The 16571-nt window shown below is 60.6% G+C and carries 16 protein-coding genes; 9 read left to right on the top strand and 7 right to left on the bottom strand.

The features are described 5' to 3' along the window. Positions 1-37: 37 nt before the first annotated feature. The 3 genes from betC to ACA067_RS00120 all read left to right on the top strand — a co-directional run bounded on the left by betC (position 38) and on the right by ACA067_RS00120 (position 4222). Positions 38-1552 carry a choline-sulfatase gene (betC, locus tag ACA067_RS00130; protein ID WP_497460107.1) on the top strand — a complete coding sequence of 505 codons (1515 nt, stop codon included), beginning with the start codon at positions 38-40 and terminating at the stop codon, positions 1550-1552. 16 nt (positions 1553-1568) lie between these two features. Further along, entirely contained in the window at positions 1569-2489 is a 921-nt protein-coding gene (gene choX, locus ACA067_RS00125; protein WP_497460106.1) for a choline ABC transporter substrate-binding protein, read from the top strand. Positions 2490-2653: 164 nt separating this feature from the next. Then, entirely contained in the window at positions 2654-4222 is a 1569-nt protein-coding gene (locus ACA067_RS00120; RefSeq protein WP_497460105.1) for a SulP family inorganic anion transporter, read from the top strand. 51 nt (positions 4223-4273) lie between these two features. Here ACA067_RS00120 and aroE read toward each other — a convergent pair whose 3' ends face one another. Both aroE and hemF read right to left on the bottom strand, forming a co-directional pair. Further along, positions 4274-5095 (bottom strand): shikimate dehydrogenase, encoded by an 822-nt coding sequence (gene aroE, locus ACA067_RS00115; protein ID WP_497460104.1) that lies wholly within the window; start codon positions 5093-5095, stop codon positions 4274-4276. Between the two features lie 13 nt (positions 5096-5108). Further along, a complete protein-coding gene (gene hemF, locus ACA067_RS00110; RefSeq protein ID WP_497460103.1) occupies positions 5109-6023 on the bottom strand; it encodes an oxygen-dependent coproporphyrinogen oxidase in 915 nt (304 codons plus the stop codon). Positions 6024-6202: 179 nt separating this feature from the next. On the opposite strand from hemF, the gene ACA067_RS00105 reads away from it, so the two are divergent. Continuing rightward, positions 6203-7180: an NADPH:quinone reductase gene (locus ACA067_RS00105; protein ID WP_497460102.1), complete on the top strand. Its 978-nt coding sequence runs from the start codon at positions 6203-6205 to the stop codon at positions 7178-7180. A 134-nt stretch (positions 7181-7314) separates the two neighbouring features. Here the strand turns inward: ACA067_RS00105 and tsaC are convergent, their stop codons facing one another. The 3 genes from tsaC to ACA067_RS00090 all read right to left on the bottom strand — a co-directional run bounded on the left by tsaC (position 7315) and on the right by ACA067_RS00090 (position 10138). Then, complete coding sequence (gene tsaC, locus ACA067_RS00100; RefSeq protein WP_497460101.1) at positions 7315-7872, bottom strand: L-threonylcarbamoyladenylate synthase type 1 TsaC; 558 nt, start codon at positions 7870-7872, stop codon at positions 7315-7317. A gap of 54 nt (positions 7873-7926) precedes the next feature. After that, entirely contained in the window at positions 7927-9033 is a 1107-nt protein-coding gene (gene dprA / locus ACA067_RS00095) for a DNA-processing protein DprA (protein WP_497460100.1), read from the bottom strand. 79 nt (positions 9034-9112) lie between these two features. Continuing rightward, positions 9113-10138 (bottom strand): LysM peptidoglycan-binding domain-containing protein, encoded by a 1026-nt coding sequence (locus ACA067_RS00090; RefSeq protein ID WP_497460099.1) that lies wholly within the window; start codon positions 10136-10138, stop codon positions 9113-9115. Positions 10139-10304: 166 nt separating this feature from the next. On the opposite strand from ACA067_RS00090, the gene def reads away from it, so the two are divergent. From def to ACA067_RS00065, 5 genes are all read left to right on the top strand, one after another. Continuing rightward, a complete protein-coding gene (gene def / locus ACA067_RS00085; protein ID WP_497460098.1) occupies positions 10305-10811 on the top strand; it encodes a peptide deformylase in 507 nt (168 codons plus the stop codon). A gap of 57 nt (positions 10812-10868) precedes the next feature. Then, positions 10869-11828, top strand: coding sequence for a methionyl-tRNA formyltransferase (fmt, locus tag ACA067_RS00080; RefSeq protein WP_497460097.1), 960 nt, complete (start codon positions 10869-10871; stop codon positions 11826-11828). Continuing rightward, on the top strand, positions 11825-13135 hold the full coding sequence (gene rsmB / locus ACA067_RS00075; RefSeq protein WP_497460096.1) for a 16S rRNA (cytosine(967)-C(5))-methyltransferase RsmB: 1311 nt from the start codon (positions 11825-11827) through the stop codon (positions 13133-13135). The genes fmt and rsmB overlap by 4 nt, the downstream gene beginning before the upstream one ends. A gap of 22 nt (positions 13136-13157) precedes the next feature. Beyond that, positions 13158-14531, top strand: a complete 1374-nt coding sequence (trkA, locus tag ACA067_RS00070) for a Trk system potassium transporter TrkA (RefSeq protein WP_150765402.1) — start codon at positions 13158-13160, stop codon at positions 14529-14531. Between the two features lie 178 nt (positions 14532-14709). Further along, positions 14710-15024, top strand: a complete 315-nt coding sequence (locus ACA067_RS00065; RefSeq protein ID WP_128874616.1) for a tetratricopeptide repeat protein — start codon at positions 14710-14712, stop codon at positions 15022-15024. A gap of 7 nt (positions 15025-15031) precedes the next feature. Here the strand turns inward: ACA067_RS00065 and ACA067_RS00060 are convergent, their stop codons facing one another. Together ACA067_RS00060 and tag are read right to left on the bottom strand one after the other, a co-directional pair. Continuing rightward, positions 15032-15919 carry a lysophospholipid acyltransferase gene (locus ACA067_RS00060; RefSeq protein ID WP_497460095.1) on the bottom strand — a complete coding sequence of 296 codons (888 nt, stop codon included), beginning with the start codon at positions 15917-15919 and terminating at the stop codon, positions 15032-15034. A 40-nt stretch (positions 15920-15959) separates the two neighbouring features. Then, positions 15960-16517 (bottom strand): DNA-3-methyladenine glycosylase I, encoded by a 558-nt coding sequence (gene tag, locus ACA067_RS00055; protein WP_497460094.1) that lies wholly within the window; start codon positions 16515-16517, stop codon positions 15960-15962. Positions 16518-16571 lie beyond the last annotated feature (54 nt).

The raw sequence follows: 16571 nt of genomic DNA, 5'->3' as shown, positions 1-16571 counted from the left end.
TCTCGCATAAATATTCACTATGGAATGCCGCGATCACATGAAGCGCAAGAATATTCTTTTCATCATGGCCGATCAGATGGCCGCGCCAATGTTGCCGTTCTACGGCCCTTCGCCCATCAAATTGCCCAACCTGAGTCGCCTCGCCGCCGAAGGCGTGGTATTCGACGCCGCTTATTGCAACAGCCCGCTGTGCGCGCCATCGCGGTTTACTCTGGTCAGCGGTCAGTTACCGAGCAAGATCGGCGCCTACGACAACGCGGCCGATTTTCCCGCCGACGTACCGACTTATGCCCACTACTTGCGTCGCCTCGGTTACCGCACTGCATTGTCCGGCAAGATGCACTTCTGCGGCCCCGATCAGTTGCACGGTTATGAAGAACGCCTGACCAGCGATATTTACCCAGCCGACTATGGCTGGTCGGTGAACTGGGATGAACCTGACGTGCGTCCGACCTGGTTCCACAACATGTCTTCGGTGCTGCAAGCCGGGCCGTGCGTACGCACCAATCAGCTGGATTTTGACGAAGAGGTTGTGTTCAAGGCCCAGCAATACCTGTTCGACCACATACGTGAGGATGGCCATCAGCCATTCTGCCTCACCGTTTCGATGACTCACCCACATGATCCGTACACCATTCCCAAGGCGTTCTGGGATATGTACGACGACGCCGACATCCCGTTGCCTGAAACCCCGGCTCAAACCGAACTGGATCCGCACTCCCAGCGCTTACTGAAGGTCTACGACCTGTGGGACAAGCCGCTGCCTGTGGATAAAATCCGCGATGCGCGCCGTGCCTACTTCGGTGCGTGCAGCTATATCGACAGCAATGTCGGCAAACTTCTGCAAACTCTCGAGGATACAGGCCTTATCGATGACACCATCATCGTGTTCTCCGGCGACCATGGTGACATGCTCGGCGAGCGTGGGCTCTGGTACAAAATGCACTGGTTCGAGATGGCTGCGCGGGTACCGCTACTGATCAGTGCCCCTGGGCAATTCGGCGCTGGCCGGGTCAGCGCAGCGGTATCCACTGCCGATCTGCTGCCGACCTTCGTGGAATTGGCTGGCGGTTCACTGGAACCAGGTTTGCCACTGGACGGTCGCTCGCTGGTATCGCACCTGCAAGGGCAGGGCGGTCACGACGAAGTCTTTGGCGAGTACATGGCTGAGGGCACCATCAGCCCGCTGATGATGATTCGTCGCGGTGCTTATAAATTTATCTACAGCGAAGATGACCCTTGCCTACTCTTCGACGTACACAACGACCCGCGCGAACAGGAGGAGCTCAGCGGGTCGCCCCAATATCTGAAGCTGTTCGAGGATTTTCTCGCCGAATCGCGGGCCAAATGGAACATCCCGGCGATCCACCAACAGGTGCTCGCGAGCCAGCGACGTCGGCGTTTTGTCGCCGAAGCGCTGACCATCGGCAAGCTGAAGAGCTGGGATCACCAGCCACTGGTGGACGCCAGTCAGCAATACATGCGCAACCACATCGACCTTGATGATCTGGAGCGCAAAGCCCGTTATCCACAACCCTGCCAAAACCAATAATGTTAAGGGGAAGTCCATGCAAAGGTTATCCACAGTACTGACGGCAGGGCTACTGGCGCTGGGCAGTGCATCGGCGTTCGCCGAGCAAGGCTGCGACACCGTGAAGATGGCCGACCCCGGCTGGAGCGACATTGCCGCGACCAACGCCATCACCGGTTTTCTGCTGGACGGCATGGGCTACAAGGCCAAGGTCGACACCCTGGCGGTGCCGATCACCTTTGGCGGGCTCAAGGATGGCCAGGTGGACGTGTTTTTGGGTAACTGGATGCCAGCGCAACAAGGCTTTTACGACAAGTTCGTGGCCACGGGCGATGTCACTCAACTGGCGAAAAACCTCGAAGGCACCGAATTCACGCTCGCCGTTCCGGATTACGTCTGGGACGCGGGTGTGCGTGACTTTGCCGACCTGAACAAGTACGCCGACAAGTTCGACAAGAAGATTTATGGCATCGGCTCGGGCGCTCCGGCCAACATCTCCTTGCAGGAAATGATCAAGAAGAACGACTTCGACATGGGTCAATGGAAACTGGTCGAGTCCAGCGAGCAGGCGATGCTGGCCGAAGTGTCCCGGGCGGTGAAAAAACAGAAGTTCGTGACCTTCCTTGGCTGGACCCCGCACCCGATGAACGTGCAGCTGAAAATGCATTACCTGAAGGGAGGCGAGAAGTATTTCGGCGATACCGGCAGCGTCCATACCCTGACCCGCAAAGGTTATGCACAGGCCTGCCCGAACGTTGGCAAATTGCTCACCAACCTGAGTTTCACCCAGGAGATGGAGAACAGCATCATGGCTGAGGTGGTGAACAAGAAAATCAGCAATGCCAATGCGGCCAAGGCCTGGATCAAGGCCAATCCGGCGGTGCTGGATAAGTGGCTGGATGGGGTGAAGACCGTGGATGGGAAGGATGCGTTGCCGGCCGTGAAAGCCAAACTCTGAGTGCTGATCATTCCCACGCTCCGCGTGGGAATGCATCCCGTGACGCTCCGCGTCACTTTCCGAAGCGGACGCGGAGCGTCCATGGCGGCATTCCCACGCAGAGCGTGGGAACGATCACTTCTGGCCCTGATACCCTTACGCAAAAACCCCATCCGAGAGGACCCATGGCCTTCCCCAGCCGCCATTCACTCTTCCCCTTCCTTTCCTGGCTGCCGCGGCAGACCCGCGCCAGCGTCGGCCGTGACCTGATCGTCGGCCTCAGCGGTGCCATTCTCGCCTTGCCGCAATCCATCGCCTACGCCCTGATTGCCGGCCTCCCACCGGAGTATGGCTTGTACGCCGCGATCATCCCGGTGCTGATCGCCTGTCTGTGGGGCTCGTCCTGGCATCTGATCTGCGGCCCTACGGCGGCCATCTCCATCGTCCTGTACGCCAGCGTCAGCCCTCTGGCCGCTCCCGCGTCAGAGGACTACGTTACCCTGATCCTGTTACTGACCCTGCTCGCCGGCATTTTCCAGTGGCTGCTGGGATTGCTACGTTTTGGCGCCCTGGTGAATTTCGTCTCGCACTCGGTGGTGCTGGGTTTTACCCTCGGCGCAGCGGTGGTGATTGCCATCGGTCAACTGCCGAACCTGCTGGGGCTGGACTTGCCCAACCAGGCGACGGCGCTGGACAGCTTTTTAATGGTGTTCAAACACCTCGGCGAAGTAGATCGGCCTTCTCTCGTACTGGGCTTGGCCACAGTCGTCGTGGGGGTAATCCTGAAATTACTGTTGCCGCGCTGGCCCACGCTCTTGATCACCCTGGTCCTGAGTGGATTGCTGGTAGGGCTTTGGCCCTCGATGTTCGTTCACGTGAAGCTGGTCAGCGCATTCGTCGGGCGACTGCCCCCCTTCAGTCCGTTGCCACTGGACCTGGACCTGATCTTGCGCCTGCTGCCCAGCGCCGTAGCGGTCGGGATGCTCGGGCTGGTGACGAGCCTGTCGATTGCCCGTTCCTTGTCGGCCCGTTCGCAGCAACTGCTCGATGCCAATCAGGAAGTCCGCGCCCAGGGTTTATCGAACATGGTGGGTGCGTTCTTTTCCGGCTCGCTGTCAGCCGGTTCTTTCACCCGCTCCGGCCTGAGCTACGAAGCCGGCGCCTGCTCGCCAATGGCCGGGGTTTTTTCGGCGATATGGGTGGCGCTGTTTGCCATCTTCGGCGCGAGCCTGATTGCGCACATCCCCATACCGGCCATGGCTGGCAGTATTCTGTTGATCGCCTGGGGACTGGTGGACCATCGCGGGATCCGCGCATTGTTGCGGGTCAGCCGCGCCGAGTTTCTGGTCATGGCGCTGACCTGTATCGCCACGCTGCTGCTGGAACTGCAGACGGCGATCTACGCCGGAGTGTTGGCTTCGCTGTTTTTTTACCTCAAACGCACTTCGCAACCGCGGGTGCAGCATTGGCGCGACGGGGAGGAAGACATTCTGCGAGTCGGCGGGTCGATCTTTTTCGGCGCCAGTCATTACCTGCAAGTGCGCCTGCAACGGATGCACGGCGCACGCGTGGTGATCGAGGCGCAGCAGATCAACTTCATCGACTATTCAGGCGTGGAAATGCTGCACCAGGAAGCGCGACGGCTGTTGCAACAGGATCGCAGCCTGACCCTGCGCGGGGCGAGACCACCGGTGGTGGAGGAGTTGATAAAACTGGAAGGCGCGGAGAAATGCCCGATCCGGTTTGAGGATTGATCCGATGTCGGTGCCGTTCGCCATCGGCGACCCGACTTGCCCGCGATGCTTTTAAAGCGCTAGTTGGCGGCGAAGTTCGGCCAGCACTGGAGCCGTATCCGGACGCACACCGCGCCACAGGAAGAAGGCTTCCGCCGCCTGTTCGGCAAGCATCCCCAAGCCATCCATCGCCGCTGCGGCGCCATGCTCACTGGCCCAGAGGCAAAACGAAGTCGGATCCTTGCCGTACATCATGTCATAGCAAACCGTCTTGCCCGGCTCGATCAAACTGCTGGCAATCGGTGGCACATCGCCTGACAGGCTCGCGGACGTCGCATTGATAATCAGGTCCACCGGCTCCTGCAACCAATCGAAACCACTGGCCGACACCGGTCCGAGGTCAGCGAACAATTTCGCCAGCAACTCGGCTTTTTCCACCGTGCGGTTGGCGATGATCACCGACGCGGGCTGTTCGGCCAGCAACGGCTCCAGTGCACCGCGTACCGCGCCACCCGCACCCAGCAGCAGGATGCGTTTGCCCTTGAGGCTGAACCCGGCATTGATCGTCAGGTCCCGCACCAGTCCGGCGCCATCGGTGTTGTCACCCAACAGACTGCCATCGGCAAGTTTGCTCAAGGTGTTCACCGCACCGGCCCGTTGCGCCCGCTCCGTCAGACTGTCCGCCAGGCGATAGGCGTCTTCCTTGAACGGCACCGTCACATTAGCCCCGCGACCTTCGCGGAAAAACGCCCGGGCGCAGCCGGAAAAGTCGTCGAGCGGCGCCAGCAAGGTGCTGTAGTCGAGTATTTGCGCGGTTTGCCCGGCAAACAGGCGGTGGATCAGCGGCGACTTGCTGTGGCCGATCGGGTTACCAAATACGACGTAACGATCCATCTGGGTTCCTCGTTCAGGCCTTGGCCAACCAATCGCGGTCTTGCAGAAAGTATTCGGTCAGGCGCGCTTCTTCGCTGCCCGGCTCGGCTTTCCAGTCATACGCCCAGCGAACCTGCGGCGGCAGGGACATCAGGATCGACTCGGTACGCCCGCCCGACTGCAGGCCGAAGAGCGTACCGCGGTCGTAGACCAGGTTGAATTCGACGTAGCGGCCACGCCGGAACTCCTGGAATTCGCGCTGTTTCGCGCTGAACGCTTCATTTTTTCGGCGCTGCACGATCGGCAGGTACGCGTCGATGAATGCATTACCAATGGCGCGCATGAAGGCGAAGCTGGTGTCGAAGTCCCACTCGTTCAAGTCATCGAAGAACAGACCACCGATGCCCCGTGGCTCGTGGCGATGCTTGATATGGAAGTAGCTGTCACACCAGGCCTTGTAGCGCGAATAGACGTCTGGACCGAACGGCGCGCAAGCCTGCTCGGCGACGCGGTGCCAGTGCACACAGTCGTCTTCATTGCCGTAATAAGGCGTCAGGTCGAAGCCGCCACCGAACCACCAGACCGGTTCTTCACCTTCTTTTTCAGCAATGAAAAAGCGCACGTTGGCGTGGGAAGTCGGCACATGCGGGTTGTGCGGGTGAATCACCAGCGACACGCCCAGGGCTTCGAAGCCACGGCCTGCCAGTTCTGGTCGATGGGCGCTGGCGGACGGTGGGAGACCGCTACCGAAGACGTGGGAAAAGTTGACACCGCCTTTTTCGATGACCGTGCCGTTTTCGATGACCCGGGTGCGACCGCCGCCGCCTGCAGGCCGGGCCCAGGCATCTTCGACGAAATGCGCACCGCCGTCTTCAGCTTCCAGAGCAGCGCAAATGCGGTCTTGCAGGTCGAGCAGGTAGGCTTTTACGGCCTCGGTGCGGGTCGTCATGTCATCACCTTGAATCGGGCAAAGCTACGCGGCGCTCCATCGGAGCGGGGGCCGGCGCAAATGGGCGCGTAGCATAACATCGCAGGTGCACCCTTCGCAGTTGACGAAGATCAAGCTTGGGAGTTCGATAGGGCGCTTGGCGCAACAATTCTAGAAGCTAAGACCTAAGGAGAGTTCTGATGGCAAAGCGAATCCAGTTCCGGGCCCATGGCGGCCCCGACGTCCTCGAGTATGTCGAGTATTCACCCGCCGAGCCCGGCCCGCAGCAGGTCCGCGTGAACAACAAGGCCATCGGCCTGAATTTCATCGACACCTATTATCGCAGCGGTCTTTATCCGCCGCCGTCCCTGCCATCGGGCCTGGGCTCCGAAGGCGCGGGTGTGGTCGAGGCGGTGGGCAGTGAAGTCACCCGGTTCAAGGTCGGTGATCGCGTGGCGTATGGCAGCGGTCCGTTGGGCGCCTACAGCGACGTTCATGTGTTGCCGGAGGCCAATCTGGTGCATCTGCCAGACGCGATCAGCTTTGAACAGGCCGCAGGCGTGATGCTCAAGGGCCTGACCGTGCAGTACCTGCTGCGCCAGACCTACGAACTCAAGGGCGGCGAAACCATTTTGTTCCACGCGGCGGCCGGCGGTGTCGGCTCCCTGGCGTGCCAATGGGCCAAGGCCTTGGGCGTGAAGTTGATCGGCACGGTCAGCTCACCGGAGAAAGCCGCACTGGCCAAGGCCAACGGCGCTTGGGCGACCATCGATTACAGCCATGAAAACGTCGCACAACGCGTACTGGAATTGACTGACGGCAAAAAAGTCCCGGTGGTGTACGACGGCGTCGGCAAGGACACCTGGCTGACTTCGCTCGACAGCGTTTCTCCACGTGGCCTGGTGGTGAGTTTCGGTAATGCGTCAGGCGCGGTGGACGGGGTGAACCTGGGGATCTTGTCGGCGAAGGGTTCGCTGTATGTGACGCGGCCAACCCTGGCGACCTACGCCAACAATGCGGAAAATCTGCAGCGGATGGCGGATGAACTGTTTGAGATGATCATCAGCGGGAAGCTGAAGGTGGATATCAGCCAGAAGTATCCATTGGCTGAGGCGGCTAAGGCGCAGGCGGAGTTGTCGGCGCGACGCACGACCGGTTCGACAGTGCTTCTGCCATAAGATATTGGGTGTTTGTCAGGGCCACTTCGCGAGCAGGCTCGCTCCCACAGTGGATCGGTGTCGAACACACAATCGGTGTTCGCTGAAGATCTCATGTGGGAGCGAGCCTGCTCGCGAATGGCCGCGCTGCGGTCTCAATCCGGGCGCAAAACGTTGCCGGTCGCCAGGTCTCGGATAACGCTCGGATTCTTGCGCCCCCCGAGGTTCCCACCCAGCACCAGATCAACCTGCCCCCGGAAATACTGCTCGACACGAATCCGCGTCCGCGCCGCCGGCCGGCCCTGAGGGTTGGCCGAAGTCGACACCAGCGGCCCCACCAACGCGCACAAATCCCGCACCTGCGGGTGATCGCTGACCCGCAGCGCCACAGTCTCGTGCACGCCAGTGATCCACTGCGGCAACAGATTCTGGTGCGGCACCAGCCAGGTATTCGGCCCCGGCCAGGTGCTGGCCATGCGGTCCATCCACAGTTCCGGGAAGTCTTCGAACAGGAAATCGAACTGACGGATATTATCGGCGACCAGAATCAGGCCCTTTTCCACCGACCGGCCCTTGATCAGCAGCAGACGATCCACCGCTTCTTCGTCCCAAGGGTCGCAACCCAGGCCCCAGACCGCTTCGGTTGGATAGGCAATCACCGCGCCTGCGCGAATGGCTCGTGCGGCTTGTTGCACACGCCAACTGTTGACCATGAAAAACTCTCCGGAATAAGGCTCTGCGCAGTTTACCTTTCTTCCTTATAAAACCTAGCTCACCCGCGCAAACCAGCGCCCGCTTTCGCACACCGCACGGCCATCCATTTCCAGTTCCGTCAGCGCGACCAGTACTTTCGGCAAGGCCCAGCCGCTGGCCTCTGCCAGCGCCTCACTGGTATGGGGCGCCGCGTGGAGCAGGGTAAGCAGTGGATGGATTGCAGCAGTCGACGGCGTCTCGGTGGATAACGGCAGCCGTTGCCAGCCACGCAAGGCTTCGAGGATATGTTCGATGGTTTCGACCAGCACCGCTCCGTCGCGGATCAATTGATGACAACCGCGGGCACCGGGATGATGAATCGATCCGGGAATCGCATAAACCTCTCGACCTTGCTCTGCCGCCAGCCTCGCGGTGATCAACGAACCGCTGGCGACACTCGCCTCGACCACCAGTACCCCGAGTGACAAACCGCTGATGATCCGATTGCGCCGCGGGAAGTTGCTGGCGGTAGGGCCGGCGTCCAGCGGAAACTCCGAAAGTACCGCGCTGCCCGAGCCAATCATGGCCTCGGCGAGCCCTCGATTGCGCTGTGGATAAAACTTTTCAAGTCCCGTGCCAAGTACCCCGACCGTTCGCCCGCCAACCTCCATTGCCGCCTGATGCGCAACGGCATCAATTCCGAGCGCCAGGCCGCTGGTGATGACAAAACCGGCACTCGCCAGGCTACGGGAAAACGCGGCGGCGGTGTCCATGCCCGGCCGGGAAGCACGACGGCTGCCGACCATCGCCAGCTGCGGTTTTTCCAGAATACCCGGATCGCCCGCGACGAATATCAGCGGCGGCGCATCGCTGATCTCAGCGAGTAACGCCGGGTAGTCAGGCTGGTCCCACATCAGCAAATGCTGGCCCGGATGCTCTAGCCAGGCCAATGCGTGACTGGCGCCGTCGCGAATTTCACTGGCGCGCCTGGCCTCCGAGCACGCGAGGGGCAGGCCAAGCGCACGCCAGGCACTCGCTGGCGCGCTGATGGCTTTGGACGCCGAACCGAAAGCCTCAAGCAGTTTCTTGAAGCGAGCAGGACCGAGTTCAGGCAAACGGTGCAGACGTAATCGAGCTTCCAGTTCCGCAGGGGAAACCGGTGAAACACCAGGTAGCGACATGGATCATCCTTGATCGTTATGGGCCCGTTCAAACGGGAACAAGCTGTGGATAACTCTGTTGGTAACTTGTGGAGCCTGCTTACGGATTTCGTACCTTGTCCATCACCGCCAGCGAGCGCGAAGCGTTGAGCACCAGCCCGTAGCTGAGCTTGTCATAAGTGCGGAACACCATCAGCAGACCCGCACGTTCATCTGGAATCTTCAGCGGTTGACCGGTGATCCGGTCCCGTACCGTTTCGCCGGTTTTCATCACCACCAGCACGTTGCCTTCGGTGAGGCCATCGCGTTGGCCCTTGTTCAGCGTGACCACATCCAGTGCGCCGATCTGGGTAACCCCGCGCGGCACGTCGATGATCAAGCCGTTGATTTCGGTTTTTGGCGAACCGGGCATGAAGGTTGAGTTGATGGATCGTTCCTCGCTGCTGAACAAGCGATCCCCGAGACGCACTTCCTGCGTAGTGCGTTGCAGCGCCAGGGTGGCGACGTCGCCTTCGGTGGCCACAATCTCGCCACCGCCGATATCGTCGGCATTGATCCCGAGGAACTCCTTGCTCTCGGGGTCGGTATAGACCTTGCCCTGACGGAAGATGCCGTAGACCGGCTGATCCGGGTCGAAGTGCCCGCGGGCGAAGATATGATCACCGGTGCCACTGAGCACTCGCTCGGCATCGCCTGCGACGATATACGGCGCCTTGTCGAAGTCCTCGACCTTGTCGACGATGCGGTTGCTCAGCAGAAAACTGTTGATCGCTTGCAGTGGAATGCTCGGGATGGCGTCGGCCACCGGACTGCTGCGTATCCGTGGCGAGAGCTTGATGGTGCCCCTGGAAGCGCCGCGATTGAGGGTCAGCCGCGGCTGACCGTTGATGTAGACCAGCGACAGCGTATCGCCGGGATAGATGAGATTGGGGTTCTCGATCTGCGGATTGGCCTGCCAGAGCTCGGGCCATTTCCACGGCTCACGCAGGTATTTTCCCGATATGTCCCAAAGTGTGTCCCCCGTGACAACCGTGTATTGCTGTGGAAAACCTTCCCTGAGTTGCACTTGCCCGTGCGCAAAACCGGCCGAGGCCAGAAGGAGCAAGGCGAGTAGTGATTTCCTCATGCGGTGAATCCCTTTATTATGTGCGTTCGCGTGAAACGCCAGAGCCCTCGTGGCTCGCTCCCGGCTTGCTTGTGAAAGGGAGCTACGTTTCACAACGGTAGCCGGCATCTTCGGACCCGCCAGGCCATCGACCCGACTTTACCTCACACGTGCAGCAATTAAGCTTATGGCCATTTTAGACATCCTCGAATTCCCCGATTCGCGCCTGCGCACTATCGCCAAACCAGTGGCCGTAGTGGACGACGAAGTGCGTCAGTTGGTCGACGATATGTTTGAAACAATGTATGAAGCGCCAGGCATCGGCCTCGCCGCGACCCAGGTCAACGTGCATAAACGTATCGTCGTCATGGACCTCTCCGAAGACCGCAGCGAACCGCGGGTGCTCATCAACCCCGTGTTCGAAACCCTGACCGACGAGATGGAACAGTATCAGGAAGGTTGCCTCTCGGTGCCGGGCTTCTACGAAAACGTCGATCGCCCGCAGAAGATCAAGGTCAAGGCCCTGGACCGCGACGGCCAGCCTTACGAACTGATCGCCGAAGGCCTGCTCGCCGTGTGCATCCAGCATGAATGCGACCACCTCAACGGCAAATTGTTCGTCGACTACCTGTCCAGTCTCAAACGCGACCGAATCAAGAAGAAACTGGAAAAGCTCCATCGCCAGAACGCTTGATGCCCTTCTTTCAAAGGCTTGCTGCGGCAAGCCTTTTTCTTTTCAGAGATCGCTCCCATGACTGAGCCACTGCGCATTGTCTTTGCCGGCACCCCGGAATTCGCCGCCGAACACCTCAAGGCCCTGCTCGACAGCCCTTACGAGATTGTCGCGGTCTACACCCAGCCGGACCGTCCGGCGGGCCGTGGGCAAAAATTGATGCCAAGCCCGGTCAAGCAGCTGGCTCTGGAAAACACTATCCCGGTGCTACAACCGCCAAGCCTGCGCAACGAAGACGCCCAGGCCGAACTGGCCGCGTTGAAGCCGGACTTGCTGGTGGTGGTCGCTTACGGTCTGATCCTGCCGCAAGTGGTGCTGGATATTCCGCGCCTGGGTTGCATCAACAGCCACGCCTCCCTGCTGCCACGCTGGCGTGGTGCGGCACCGATCCAGCGCGCCGTCGAAGCCGGCGACAGTGAAAGCGGCGTGACCGTGATGCGCATGGAAGCCGGCCTCGATACCGGGCCGATGTTGCTTAAAGTCACTACGCCGATCACCGGTGAAGACACTGGCGGCAGCTTGCACGACCGTCTGGCCGAGATGGGTCCACCCGCCGTTATCCAGGCGATTGCGGCGCTCGCTGCCAGCACGCTGGAAGGTGAAGTGCAGGACGACAGCCTCGCCACCTACGCGCACAAATTGAACAAAGATGAAGCGCGCATCGACTGGAGCCGTCCGGCGGTTGAACTGGAACGCCTGGTCCGCGCCTTCAATCCGTGGCCGATCTGCCACAGCACGCTCATTGGTGAGGCACTGAAAGTCCTGGCTGCGAGCCTGACTGAAGGGCAGGGGGCTCCCGGTGAAATCCTCGGCGCCAGCAAGGACGGCCTGATTGTCGCCTGCGGCGAACAGGCGCTATGTCTGACCCGTCTGCAATTGCCCGGCGGCAAAGCGCTGAACTTCAGCGACTTATTCAACAGCCGCCGTGAGAAGTTCGCCGTCGGCACCGTCCTCGGTCAAACGGCGGACGCTCAATGAACCCACGTCTGGCCGCCGCCAAGGCACTGGCTGCTGTTCTTAACGGAAAAGCCTCACTCAACAGTTCTCTGCCGACACAAATGGACAAGGTCGAAGACCGTGATCGCGGCTTCACCCAGGACCTGGCGTTCGGAACCGCTCGCTGGCAGCCGCGTTTGTCAGCGCTGGCGGCGAAGTTGTTGCAGAAACCATTCAAGGCAGCAGATGCCGATGTCGAGGCGCTGTTGCTGGTCGGCCTCTATCAGTTGCTCTACACCCGCGTCCCGGCTCATGCCGCCATCGGCGAAACCGTCGGTTGCGCCGACAAGCTGAAAAAGCCCTGGGCCAAGGCGCTGCTGAATGCTGTTTTACGCCGCGCGCAGCGGGAAAGCGAAGCGTTGCTTGCCGAACTGGAACACGACCCGGTGGTGCGCACCGCTCACCCGCGCTGGTTGCAAAAATCCCTGAAGGCCTTCTGGCCCGAACAGTGGGAAGCCATTTGTGCGGCAAACAATGCGCATCCGCCGATGATTCTGCGGGTCAACCGTCGCCATCACGCGCGCGACGCCTACCTTGGGTTGCTGAGCGAAGCCGGCATCGCCGCCACGCCGTGCGTCTACAGTCAGGATGGCATCATCCTCGACGCAGCGGCCGACGTGCGCAGCCTGCCGGGCTTCGCCGAAGGCTGGATCAGCGTGCAGGACGAGGCGGCGCAACTGGCCGCCGATCTGCTCGATCTGGCACCGGGTCAGCGCGTACTGGACGCCTGCTGCGCACCGGGCGGCAAGACCTGCCACATTCTTGAAGCCGAACCCGAACTGGCCGGCGTAGTGGGCGTGGATCTGGAAGCCAAGCGCCTGGTGCGGGTGCGCGAGAACCTTGCACGCCTGGGCCTGAGCGCTGAACTGATCGCTGCCGACGGCCGCGACACCGCGACCTGGTGGGACGGCAAACCGTTTCAACGCATTCTGTTGGATGCACCGTGCTCGGCCACCGGTGTGATCCGTCGTCACCCGGACATCAAGCTGACCCGCCAGCCCGATGATATCGCCGCATTGGCGGTGCTTCAGGGTGAGTTGCTGGACGCCATGTGGATAACGCTGGAAGTGGGCGGCATTCTGCTTTACGCCACCTGCTCCACGCTGCCAACCGAGAACACTGAAGTCATCGAGGCCTTCCTCGCTCGTACAACGAGCGCTCGTGAACTGGATATCGCCAGTCAGGCCGGCATCAAGCAGCCCCATGGTCGCCAGTTGCTGGCCCAGGAAGGCGGCCACGACGGGTTCTACTACGCCAAGCTGATCAAGATCGCCGCCGCGCGCGGTTAACCGGATTTAAGGGAGTGACTGGATGAAAATCATCATCCTCGGCGCAGGGCAGGTCGGCGGTTCGCTGGCGGAACACTTGGCCAGCGAGGCCAATGACATCACGGTAGTCGACACCGATGGCGATCGTCTGCGCGATCTCGGCGACCGGCTGGACATCCGTACGGTGCAGGGCCGCGGCTCGCTCCCGACGGTGCTGCGCCAGGCTGGCGCGGACGACGCTGACATGTTGGTGGCCGTGACCAGCAGTGACGAAACCAACATGGTGGCCTGTCAGGTCGCCCACACCCTGTTCCACACGCCGACCAAAATCGCCCGGGTCCGCGAAGCGGCCTACCTGACGCGCAACGATTTGTTCGACAACGAAGCGATTCCGGTGGACGTGCTGATCAGCCCGGAGCAAGTGGTCACCAACTACATCAAGCGCCTGATCCAGCATCCGGGTGCGTTGCAGGTGATCGATTTCGCCGAGGGCAAAGCCCAGCTAGTGGCCGTCAAGGCCTATTACGGGGGTCCGCTGGTGGGCCAGCAACTGCGGCAATTGCGCGAGCACATGCCGAATGTCGAAACCCGGGTCGCGGCAATTTTCCGCCGGGACCGACCGATCCTGCCCCAGGGCGATACGGTGATCGAGGCGGACGACGAAGTCTTTTTCATCGCGGCCAAGGCGAATATTCGCGCGGTGATGAGTGAAATGCGCCGCCTCGATGAGAGCTACAAGCGCATTGTCATCGCTGGCGGCGGGCAGATCGGCGAACGCCTGGCCGAGGCCATTGAAAGCCGTTACCAGGTGAAGATCATCGAGATGAACCCGACCCGCTGCCGTCATCTTTCGGACACCCTCGATAGCACCGTGGTGCTGCAGGGCAGCGCTTCGGATCGGGATCTGCTGCTGGAAGAGAACATCGCCGACGCCGACCTTTTCCTCGCCCTGACCAATGACGACGAGGCCAACATCATGTCGTCCTTGCTGGCCAAGCGCCTGGGCGCGAAGAAGGTGATGACCATCATCAACAACCCGGCGTATGTCGATCTGATCCAGGGCGGCGACATCGACATCGCCATCAGCCCGCAACTGGCGACCATCGGCACGTTGCTGGCCCATGTGCGGCGCGGCGATATCGTTAGCGTGCATTCATTGCGTCGCGGCGCGGCAGAGGCCATCGAGGCCATTGCCCATGGCGATGCGAAGTCGAGCAAGGTCATCGGTAAATCCATCGAGAACATCGGCCTGCCGCCTGGCACCACCATTGGTGCGATCATTCGCGATGAAGAGGTGATCATTGCCCACGACGACACCGTGATCGCGGCGGGCGATCATGTGATTCTGTTCCTTGTGGATAAAAAGCATATTCGGGATGTGGAAAAGCTGTTTCATGTGGGGCTCAGCTTCTTCTGATCCAGAAACAGCGGTGGTCGATCTGGCGTCATCGCGAGCAAGCTCGCTCCCACAGTGGTTCTCGGCCGTACACACATTTTGTGTTCACTAAAGATCTACTGTGGGAGCGAGCTTGCTCGCGATGACGATCTCACTAAAACAAATCAACCTCTGACTCACCTCACCAAGGAATCCACCGATGCTCGAATCCCTGGAAAAAATGCTCGCCAAGGGTGTGGATAACTCATTGCTGCGCTTCGGCCTCGGCAAGGGTTACCTGGATCTCGGGGAGAACGCCAAGGCCGCCGAGCATTTCCAGCGTTGTGTCGAGTTCGATCCGAAGTATTCGGCAGCCTGGAAACTGTTGGGCAAGGCCCATCTGGCGCTGGCGGATTATCCGGCTGCGCGCCAAGCCTGGGAACAAGGTCTGGAAGCCGCCCGCGTCCATGGCGACAAGCAGGCGGAAAAGGAAATGACGGTGTTTCTGAAGAAACTCGAACGTCAGGCCCACTGATCAGAGGTCAATACCAACGCTCTTCACCCGGTGGACGCTTCTTGAAGCGCTTCATGCTCCACATGTACTGGCTTGGATAAGCCCGGACATACCGCTCCACCACCTGGCTCATGGCCGCACAGGATGTCTCGGTGTCGGTGCTGTACATGGCTTCTGGCGCAGCTTCCAGGATCACCTTGTAACCCGAACCGTCCGGCAGCCGCAGGGCATGCAGGAACACGCCAACCGCTTTGCCACCCGCGAGCATGTTCGGCACGAATTTGCTGGTCAGTGCCTGCGTGGCGAAGAACGGCACGAAGATCCCGGCGGATTCGGCGGGTTCCGGGTCAGCGGGAATCCCGACTGCTCCCCCTTTGCGCACTTCCTTGATGACACTGAGGATGCCTTCCTTGGTGGATGCGGCAACCCGATTGCCCAGTTGCACCCGCTGCTTGCGCAGCAAATCATCCACCGCCTTCAACTTGGGCGGTCGATAGAAAATGATCGGTTTGCATTGGCTGCAATAAAAGTGGTTCAACACTTCCCAGTTGCCCAGGTGGCTGGTGATACCGACGACGCCTTTGCCGGAGGCGAGGGCGTCCTTCAATACGTCGAGACCCTCGACTTCACGCACCAGATCGATCGAGCGCTGCGCCGGCCAGATCCAGGCGCAGGCGCTTTCGGTCAGGGACTTGCCGATATCTCTCAGGCTCTGGCCGACCAGGCGCTCCCGTTCAGCCGGATCCATGTCGGGGAAGCACTTGGACAGATTGATCCGCACCACGTCGCGGGAACGGTTGGGGGTTTTCCACATGACCCAGCCAATGGCCGAGCCGACGGCTTGCACTGCCCGCCACGGGAGCAGGGCAAACAACCGCAGAGCGCCTACCAGCATGGCGCCTTTAAACTTTTCCACAGGTCACTCCTGATCTTGTGCTGTGCGCGAGGCGGCCATTCTAACCGCCGTTCACCAGAGTCGCGTAGCGATCGCAATCCCGGGTGTGGTCCATGACCATGCCCGAGGCCTGCATCAATGCGTAGCAAATGGTCGGGCCGACGAAGGTGAAGCCGGCCTTTTTCAGGCCTTTGCTCATTTCCATGGCGGTCGGCGTCACGGCCGGTACTTCGGTTCGATCCTTGAAATGATTGATCACAGGCTTGCCACCGACGAACGACCATAGGAACGCCACCGGGTCCTCCAGCGCCAGCCAGGCCTGGGCATTGCGCCGGGCTGCGTTGAGTTTGAGGCGATTGCGGATGATCCCCGGATCGAGCATCAATTCATCGATCTCGGCGTCGCTCATCTGCGCCACGCGCTGGACGTCGAAGCCGAACAATACCTCGCGATAACGCTCGCGTTTACGCAGTACGGTGATCCAGGACAGGCCTGCCTGGAACCCTTCGAGCAAAAGCAACTCGAATAATCCCTGCGCATCGCGTAGCGGCGTACCCCACTCCTGATCGTGATAAGCCATGTACAGCGGATCTTCGGAACACCAAAAGCAGCGTGGCATAAGGCTCCAGGGGGCGTGCGCAGGACCGAATCGGGTATACTCCCGCTCTTTAAA

This window comes from Pseudomonas sp. LBUM1674, assembly GCF_059695635.1.
The sequence above is the reverse complement of the archived record's forward strand: the minus strand, read 5'-3'. Positions and strand labels throughout refer to the sequence as shown.

What these genes read in the sequence shown, in the direction of transcription:
- tsaC (WP_497460101.1), bottom strand. Translation starts at nt 7,872, where the DNA reads ATGGTCAACAGTTGGCGTGTGCAACAAGCCGCACGAGCCATTCGCGCA.
- ACA067_RS00065 (WP_128874616.1), top strand. Translation starts at nt 14,710, where the DNA reads ATGCTCGAATCCCTGGAAAAAATGCTCGCCAAGGGTGTGGATAACTCA.
- betC (WP_497460107.1), top strand. Translation starts at nt 38, where the DNA reads ATGAAGCGCAAGAATATTCTTTTCATCATGGCCGATCAGATGGCCGCG.
- def (WP_497460098.1), top strand. Translation starts at nt 10,305, where the DNA reads ATGGCCATTTTAGACATCCTCGAATTCCCCGATTCGCGCCTGCGCACT.
- ACA067_RS00090 (WP_497460099.1), bottom strand. Translation starts at nt 10,138, where the DNA reads ATGAGGAAATCACTACTCGCCTTGCTCCTTCTGGCCTCGGCCGGTTTT.
- aroE (WP_497460104.1), bottom strand. Translation starts at nt 5,095, where the DNA reads ATGGATCGTTACGTCGTATTTGGTAACCCGATCGGCCACAGCAAGTCG.
- ACA067_RS00105 (WP_497460102.1), top strand. Translation starts at nt 6,203, where the DNA reads ATGGCAAAGCGAATCCAGTTCCGGGCCCATGGCGGCCCCGACGTCCTC.
- rsmB (WP_497460096.1), top strand. Translation starts at nt 11,825, where the DNA reads ATGAACCCACGTCTGGCCGCCGCCAAGGCACTGGCTGCTGTTCTTAAC.
- hemF (WP_497460103.1), bottom strand. Translation starts at nt 6,023, where the DNA reads ATGACGACCCGCACCGAGGCCGTAAAAGCCTACCTGCTCGACCTGCAA.
- dprA (WP_497460100.1), bottom strand. Translation starts at nt 9,033, where the DNA reads ATGTCGCTACCTGGTGTTTCACCGGTTTCCCCTGCGGAACTGGAAGCT.
- tag (WP_497460094.1), bottom strand. Translation starts at nt 16,517, where the DNA reads ATGCCACGCTGCTTTTGGTGTTCCGAAGATCCGCTGTACATGGCTTAT.
- fmt (WP_497460097.1), top strand. Translation starts at nt 10,869, where the DNA reads ATGACTGAGCCACTGCGCATTGTCTTTGCCGGCACCCCGGAATTCGCC.
- trkA (WP_150765402.1), top strand. Translation starts at nt 13,158, where the DNA reads ATGAAAATCATCATCCTCGGCGCAGGGCAGGTCGGCGGTTCGCTGGCG.
- ACA067_RS00120 (WP_497460105.1), top strand. Translation starts at nt 2,654, where the DNA reads ATGGCCTTCCCCAGCCGCCATTCACTCTTCCCCTTCCTTTCCTGGCTG.
- choX (WP_497460106.1), top strand. Translation starts at nt 1,569, where the DNA reads ATGCAAAGGTTATCCACAGTACTGACGGCAGGGCTACTGGCGCTGGGC.